Below are 7,052 nucleotides of genomic sequence, written 5' to 3'. Positions count from 1 at the left end.
ATCGATTTGCCAAGGCCATTACTACATATGTAATGGATTTTGGACTTCCAGAAGTAGAGGTTGTATTTACGGTTTTCACAGAATCAGCGTATTATATTAACGGGAAGCATTGTGCAAGTTAGAGCTATTTGAAAGATTTTTGTAACATTATTATGGGTAGAACCACATTGACATCAAGCTAAGAAAAGCGAATATCCAAAATAAAAAAATGAACTCAATTCTCATAGACAACTAACTGTGAAGAGATAAAATTTTTGTTTTAGGGGACATCAAAATATTAGCTTGATGGGTTGGGGGCTACCCCTTTATGTAAAAAACGGTAAAAATAAAAACTGGAATTTATTGTTTTAGTTAATTCAATAAGCACGAATATCATCACATTCAGTATCTATATAGTCTAACTCTACAAATTGCACATCTTTTTGGCGATTTAACAACTCTTTTTTATTCATATTGTTCCAATCAAATACTTCTGCATGAGAAACTAAGCATTTTGCTTTCACAGTAGTTGTAATTCTCAGAAGTTGTTCTCTATCCTGCCAAGTTGATATAAGACATGGCATCTCTAGCTCAATTAAAATTTTTTCTCCTACGGCAAAAGAATCCATTACACTGGGTGCATCTGATTCAAAAATTTCACTTTCTGTTGTTTTTGAAATGACTTCTGCCCAATCAACTAAATAGTCAATACCTTTTAGCATAATGGGAAGCTGCTCTATCATTTCAACTTTTTGTGTTATAACCTCCCATAATAAGGTTTCAGCTAAAATATCAATCTTTTCTTGTTCCAATATTAAATTCCCTCCTTAATCGACGAAACAAAGAAATATTTTCTATATTTTATTATGAATTGATCTTTGAAAGAAAAATAAATAAATGCTCTATACAATTCTATTTAACATAACGCCTTATTATCGATAGCAAGAAAAAAGTGGATCCCTCCTCTAATAAGGCAACCACCTATTCATTATGTGTTTCTATACTTGTTTTGTTCTCTTTGCTATTACAAACTTCAAAAAAGCCACAAATAGCACGAAAAGCGGTATTATTTGAATAAAGAAAAATCCTTTCCAAAAATAAAATGGATTATTATATGTAAATTCTGTTGCCGCCTCATTTGTATAAGAAACAAACGAACCAACCAAACAAGATATTGGAAGTATGAGTATATTTATCGCTAAACAAACCATTATCAATGATATATTTTTATTCTTAATTTTTGGTGAACCAGCCTTGATAAATAAAAATGTTGCAGTGCCGAATATTAGAAAAAGTGGTATCACATAAAAAATCCCCATAATATCCCTCCATGATTTTGATTGTACCATCAGCAAAGACAATTTTGTACAAATTCGCATAAATAGGGTATTCATGTGATGTTAACAAAACGTCTCGTTATCGGTAGCATCGAAAAGGGGAACCATATTCTCACAGAGGAACCTTCTTTTTTGTGCTATGGATCTAAGTATTTTTTGTACATTCCTATCCTAGCTCGGTTTTAGAGTTCTCGTTTGTTACTGAATTAGTCGAAAATCCGCATAAAAATTTGCATACTCTTAACCTGGTAATTTTCTGAAAATTTCACGATATCCCTCACATAAAATCTCCTTTTCTACAGAAATAATAGCGTTGTTGTAAAAATACCGGTCATGTTATTCAATAATTGGGCCAGATTATAGAGTGATTTTATTAATTATTTCGTTAAGATAGTGAAGAAGTGTATTTAAATCAACGTGGCAGTTTAGTTTAATGAAAAATGTTATACTATTAATAAAATCTTAGAAATGTAGGGGGAAAATGAAGAGTATTAAAAGATTGATTCTAGTTATATTAGTAAGTACACCCATCCTAATTCTTAGTGGATGTTTCTCTAATTTCTCTAAAGATGATCTGAACCAACCAATACAAGAATATTTAAAAACAAACTATGGAATACAAGGTGGGTTTTCTGTTGTTGAGACAGATAATTATTGGTTTCAAGGGGTTGACCATCAAACTTATGTAGAAATGAAAAAGCCATATCGTGCTTATCCGTTTCTAATGATTGAAAGAGGTACTTGGAAAATTTTAAATGATGACAGTGACGATATCTATCTTGAACAATTCAAGGGTGCATATATTGAGCAACATCCAGAAGTAGTTCAAGTAATTGAACAAATCATAAAAAAATATGGATTAGTGAAATATCCTAATAAATTTATTTCGGTAGAGAATGGTCCTGTTTATATATTTCCTTACGACAACCTTGAGTTTAATATAATTTATTCTCAAGAACTACTTGATGATTTTAAAAAGACCCAAAAGATAGATACTACTAAACTTTTACCTACATTAATACCAAGTGACCCCCGACGTGAAAATAATAATGTCAGGTATTTAGGTGTAGTAAATTTTCTATTTAAATTTGACATGTCTAAAACTATTCCAAAGGCCCAAGATCTAATTGAGGACTTTCAAAAAAGTGGAGTATTAACAAAAGGGATATACAACATAGATATGTTAGTAGATGATTCAAATGGGGGATCGGAATATAATAATGTAGCTTTGTTTGAAGTTGATGAAAATGGTAAATACACTATAATTGCTTCTCCTAAATACGGTGAGTTAGAGAACACTTACTTTTATGGTGATTACGCAGCTAAAAAAAATATAAAATAGAACTTTAGGTTGAATTATCACAAAGAATTATAGACTTAATTCAGTAGCATGTAGTCTATTAAAAAGTACAATCTTTTCTTAAAACATTATAGAAACAACTATATTTTAACCCCGTCCTAAAATTAGAACGGGGTTATGCTTGTTTTTGGTTTTAAAAATTTAGTAGATTTATTGTCCTTTTACACTTTAAATTGGAAATTGCTGTATTACAAATAAAAAGGATCCGATATGAGTATCAGATCCTTTTTCTCTTAGTATACTTATTTCACTGCCTCTTTCAATTCTTTTCCAGCTTTAAATGCAGGTACCTTTGAGGCAGCAATTTGCATTTCTTCACCTGTCTGCGGGTTACGACCTGTTCGTGCAGATCTTTCACGTACTTCAAATGTACCGAATCCAAGAATCTGTACTTTCTCTTCATTTGCAAGAGCTGTTGTTATAGCGTCTAATACAGCTTGTGTCGCTGTCGCAGCATCTTTTTGCGTAAGTTCTGCTTTATCGGCAACTGCTTTTGTTAATTCTGTTTTATTCATTTTCTGCACCTCTTTATATGTAATTAGAGATTATTATAACGTTCCTATACTCCTAGTGCAATTATTAATAACATATAAAGAAAGCACCACATCACCACCGAGCAATGAAAAACAAATAGTCCAAAACGAAAATATAAACCGTTTTTTTCAAAAACACATGGAATCTTCATCCTGGTTTATTATAAAATTCTTAAGTTGATGGGAATGGATTAAGACTTCGAAATATCATGCTTTCGTATCAAATAAGAAACATTAAATGGACTTTAAATTTAATTCGCAGGATATCTCTTTTTTACAAGATCTTCGATGTTAATTGCTTTTTTGATTTCTTCTGATGATAACCAGGAAATATAATTTGTTCCATTCTTATTGGTTAAATAGATGTTATATTTTTTATTATATAGTTCTTCCTTAAGGATTGTGGTTACCTTGATCAAATCCTCAACTAAAGGTGGATTGTATTCTAATTCATTACTAATGGTATTAATAACTAAATTCACCTTATATGTCGGCCCATCGCCATCAGGCATATTTGAATAAGTAATACCTTCAATTGCAAAACGATCGTTTTGAATTTCATGTAATCTATCTTCTACTTTTGTTTGAGTTTTAATCCAATTTTCCAAATAAATATCAATAGCATTGTTCATTGTTTTTTTCATTGCTAGTAACAGTTCTTCTTTTGTTATCTTTTTTTGCACATCTTTAAAAGGTCCACCTAAAGATTCACCAGTATGATCCTTAATTTCAATCTCTGCTATCTTTTTATTATTCTCCTGAATGAGTTGAAATAGAGCATATAAACGATCTAATTCTACTGAATCCAATTGGCTAAAGTCAATCTCGTTACTCATTTGCAAAGTTAATAATAATTCATTAGTTGGTTTTCCTTCATCTGGATCTTTATTATCTAAAATATATTGAAGAGCATTTTCCGTTTCAGATTCCACGTAGCCTAATTTTTTCATTTCTTCTAGAGTTGGTTTAAACTTCTTATATTCCTCATATGTTTTTTTTCCATATTGGTATTCATCACCTACTGGATTTGAATAGAGGAGACCTTGTACCTTTACTCGGAATTTTAGATATTTGTTATTTTTTTCTTGCACAGTATGGTAGGTATTACCACCATTATTTTCATTTATCGAGCTCCAATCTGTTACAACAACATCAATACCGTGTTTTTCTTTTATATATTCTTGTATCTCAGCTCCATTTTCTTGATTACAACCACTTAGACATAAGAAACATAATACTAGCAATATTACATGTTTCAAACTTTTCATATAAGCACTCCCTACGTAAGATTTATTCTTGAATGTGCAGCGCACTGCAAAACCTTCTTTTCCTTAGTCGTATACTTTAACTTTTATATAGCTTGATTCTTAAATCATTTAAGTTCCTGACATTTCCAACTATATTGCTTGAAGCATTACTGTCTTAAAATATTTAACTTATTTGTTTTAAGGTCTTTCTCAATTCTATATGCATATGGTTCATTGGGCTCATATCTAAAACGTGCATTCTTACCATAATATCTATTTCACTATAAAATCTGGTTCTATTATTAAAATGTCCCTTTTTTGTTTTTTGTTTCCTAGTATAGATGTTCCTTCTACTTCAATGAGGGAGGATTTATGGAAAGACATTATACAATCTCAAATTATGCACTATATATAAGAAGAAAAAATATGACTCAAACCATAACATAACAAAAATCATATATATGCATAATTAAATTTAAAATCACCGATTATAATGTTATACTAATATCAACCAAGAAGAATCCAACAAATTATGATTAATCACTACATTTTCTTTCATAGCTTGTCAACGTAAAAAAAGACACTTTCCATTGTGTCTTTTTTTACGCTTTGAGATGAATACATTGACTCAATACTTATATTTAACTAGTTTTTAAAACAATTTTAATAACCATCTATCTGTTATACGATAGATGGTTATTATATTTTTAAAAAGGGCATTAAACAATTTTTTAACCTTATACATTTATTATTTAATTATTCTTTTTACATCCTCTACACTTACTGAAGTTGCTTCCGCTATGATTTCAACTGAAACACCTAAATTGAAAAAGTTTTGCATTAAATGAACTCTTCTTGTTCTCTTGCTTTTTGATCAACTTCTAATAATTGTTGTAATAAATCTGTACTCATTATAAACACTCCTTTTAAATTTTTTAATAAAAAAACCCTAATCAACCAGGTTCTCTGTTTTCATAGAACATTTTAAATAATAAAGAAGAGCTGATGGATAAAATCCACCAGCTTTCCTTTTTCTTGCTATTCAATTAGAAGCTAACCGTCGCTGCTTCCTCTCCTGAATTAATCATTCGTTGTTCAATCTTTCCTAGCAGTTCCTTTATCCTATCTGAATAAAGTTTAACTGCTTTCGTAGATTGAGCATTCTTAAGCTCTTCTGTCCATTCTGCTAAATCTTCTTTTTCTTGATCATCTAAATAATCAAAAACTTTCTTTCGAGACATCCGGCTCACCTCTACTCAACTCTCTTTATTTGGCCGTTACATAACCAAATCTCCTCATCTCTCTATTTCTATTTATACCAGATTACTCCTCTTTTATTCCTTATTCTTTTTTTCGAGTTCGTTCAATTTCTTTGAAATTGACTGAATCTCATCGGTTTTTACTTGTTCCGTTGCCAAGCGATTGTGCAGCAGGAAGGCTTGCCCTGAAATCCCAGCAAGAATACTCACCTTAAGAATATCCATCGTTGTTTCAGGGTTAAACATTGCAACACCAACGAGTGAAGCAATACTTCCTACAAACATCTCTCCCAAAAAACCCGGGTGAAATGCAAACTTGCTCTTACGAGGCAACAAAAACTTTTTGTTTGTAATGTAATGACTAGCCAACCCTGAGACCATACCAGCCACAACTGAAACAATTACTGTAACCAACATAATATGCACCCCTTTTCGAAAAACTTTTGACATTGCAGCAGCAGTTTCTATTTAATAATTAGTTGCTATGACATAGCATCACCCCTTTCAGGCAAAAACAAATAACCTTCCAGGAAAATGAATTGTTTACACAATGAAATAAAGTAACATAAAGTTCCTTTTTGTGTAATTTCATTAACCCGAAAGGTTATAAGTAATTAGTGATATAAAAAAGAAAAAGAAAAAAATGCAACTAAATTATATCACAATGAAGTTCGTTTTATCTTTAAATTCAAAAAATTCACTCTGTTATTTAACTTTCTCAAGTTAACAAATCAAATTCCTTGATATCTTTACACTTTCTAATAATTCTAAAGCCTGATTGTTATTTAATTTTTTCAATCTCTCATCGATTATGCTGTAGATTACACTACAATTTTGATGAATATAGAATTCCAATATCTCAAATGCTACTTTTTTATCCTCTTCATTTTCATAGTTGTATAAGTTTATTATTCTAGTTCCTGTCTCACGTACTAACCACAATATCTTACGCTTAAATAAGAAATAATAATATGGGACCATTAAATCCGCCACATCTGATTCTCGATTATTCATTTCTAACAAAGAATTCTCGAATTCTTTGTTAGAAATGACGGCCACTTTTTTTATTATTTTCATAGTCGATATATCCACCTTTCTTAGAAAATAAAAAAGACAAGGAATTAATCCTCATCTTTTTCATAACTACAGTTAATCTTTCTCTTCATATTCGATTACCATAACCAAAAGCGGTTGGCCTTGTTCACGTTCCATGAACCCGCTTGGTGTTATTTTTTCAACTATTTTCCCATGATTTGCACAATACTTCAAAAAACCATTCACTTCTTCATCAATTCTTAATGCATCAGCAATCACCGTTCTAATTTGCACCATAATAA

9 protein-coding genes and 1 pseudogene are annotated in these 7,052 nt (G+C 30.7%); 2 read left to right on the top strand and 8 right to left on the bottom strand.

The window, feature by feature from the left end:
• A pseudogene (locus AC1DKZ_RS30020) lies at positions 1 to 122 on the top strand (DUF1904 domain-containing protein); the annotation flags it as partial.
• 234 nt (positions 123 to 356) lie between these two features.
• Here AC1DKZ_RS30020 and AC1DKZ_RS30015 read toward each other — a convergent pair.
• Complete coding sequence (locus AC1DKZ_RS30015) at positions 357 to 791, bottom strand: hypothetical protein (protein ID WP_431183398.1); 435 nt, start codon at positions 789 to 791, stop codon at positions 357 to 359.
• 186 nt (positions 792 to 977) lie between these two features.
• Positions 978 to 1,298, bottom strand: coding sequence for a hypothetical protein (locus tag AC1DKZ_RS30010; RefSeq protein ID WP_404511762.1), 321 nt, complete (start codon positions 1,296 to 1,298; stop codon positions 978 to 980).
• A gap of 499 nt (positions 1,299 to 1,797) precedes the next feature.
• On the opposite strand from AC1DKZ_RS30010, the gene AC1DKZ_RS30005 reads away from it, so the two are divergent.
• Positions 1,798 to 2,658 (top strand): hypothetical protein, encoded by an 861-nt coding sequence (locus AC1DKZ_RS30005; protein ID WP_476997721.1) that lies wholly within the window; start codon positions 1,798 to 1,800, stop codon positions 2,656 to 2,658.
• Positions 2,659 to 2,918: 260 nt separating this feature from the next.
• Here AC1DKZ_RS30005 and AC1DKZ_RS30000 read toward each other — a convergent pair whose 3' ends face one another.
• The 6 genes from AC1DKZ_RS30000 to AC1DKZ_RS29975 all read right to left on the bottom strand — a co-directional run bounded on the left by AC1DKZ_RS30000 (position 2,919) and on the right by AC1DKZ_RS29975 (position 7,047).
• Entirely contained in the window at positions 2,919 to 3,191 is a 273-nt protein-coding gene (locus tag AC1DKZ_RS30000) for an HU family DNA-binding protein (protein ID WP_476997720.1), read from the bottom strand.
• Positions 3,192 to 3,460: 269 nt separating this feature from the next.
• On the bottom strand, positions 3,461 to 4,477 hold the full coding sequence (locus tag AC1DKZ_RS29995; RefSeq protein ID WP_476997719.1) for a hypothetical protein: 1,017 nt from the start codon (positions 4,475 to 4,477) through the stop codon (positions 3,461 to 3,463).
• 1,025 nt (positions 4,478 to 5,502) lie between these two features.
• Positions 5,503 to 5,697, bottom strand: a complete 195-nt coding sequence (locus AC1DKZ_RS29990; RefSeq protein ID WP_476997718.1) for a hypothetical protein — start codon at positions 5,695 to 5,697, stop codon at positions 5,503 to 5,505.
• A 93-nt stretch (positions 5,698 to 5,790) separates the two neighbouring features.
• Positions 5,791 to 6,132: a DUF4257 domain-containing protein gene (locus tag AC1DKZ_RS29985; protein WP_476997717.1), complete on the bottom strand. Its 342-nt coding sequence runs from the start codon at positions 6,130 to 6,132 to the stop codon at positions 5,791 to 5,793.
• 306 nt (positions 6,133 to 6,438) lie between these two features.
• A complete protein-coding gene (locus tag AC1DKZ_RS29980) occupies positions 6,439 to 6,792 on the bottom strand; it encodes a hypothetical protein (protein WP_404511752.1) in 354 nt (117 codons plus the stop codon).
• A gap of 72 nt (positions 6,793 to 6,864) precedes the next feature.
• On the bottom strand, positions 6,865 to 7,047 hold the full coding sequence (locus AC1DKZ_RS29975; protein ID WP_476997716.1) for a hypothetical protein: 183 nt from the start codon (positions 7,045 to 7,047) through the stop codon (positions 6,865 to 6,867).
• Positions 7,048 to 7,052 lie beyond the last annotated feature (5 nt).

Source organism: Bacillus sp. 05T21, from assembly GCF_056396785.1.
This window is presented reverse-complemented; position numbering and strand designations above follow the sequence as displayed.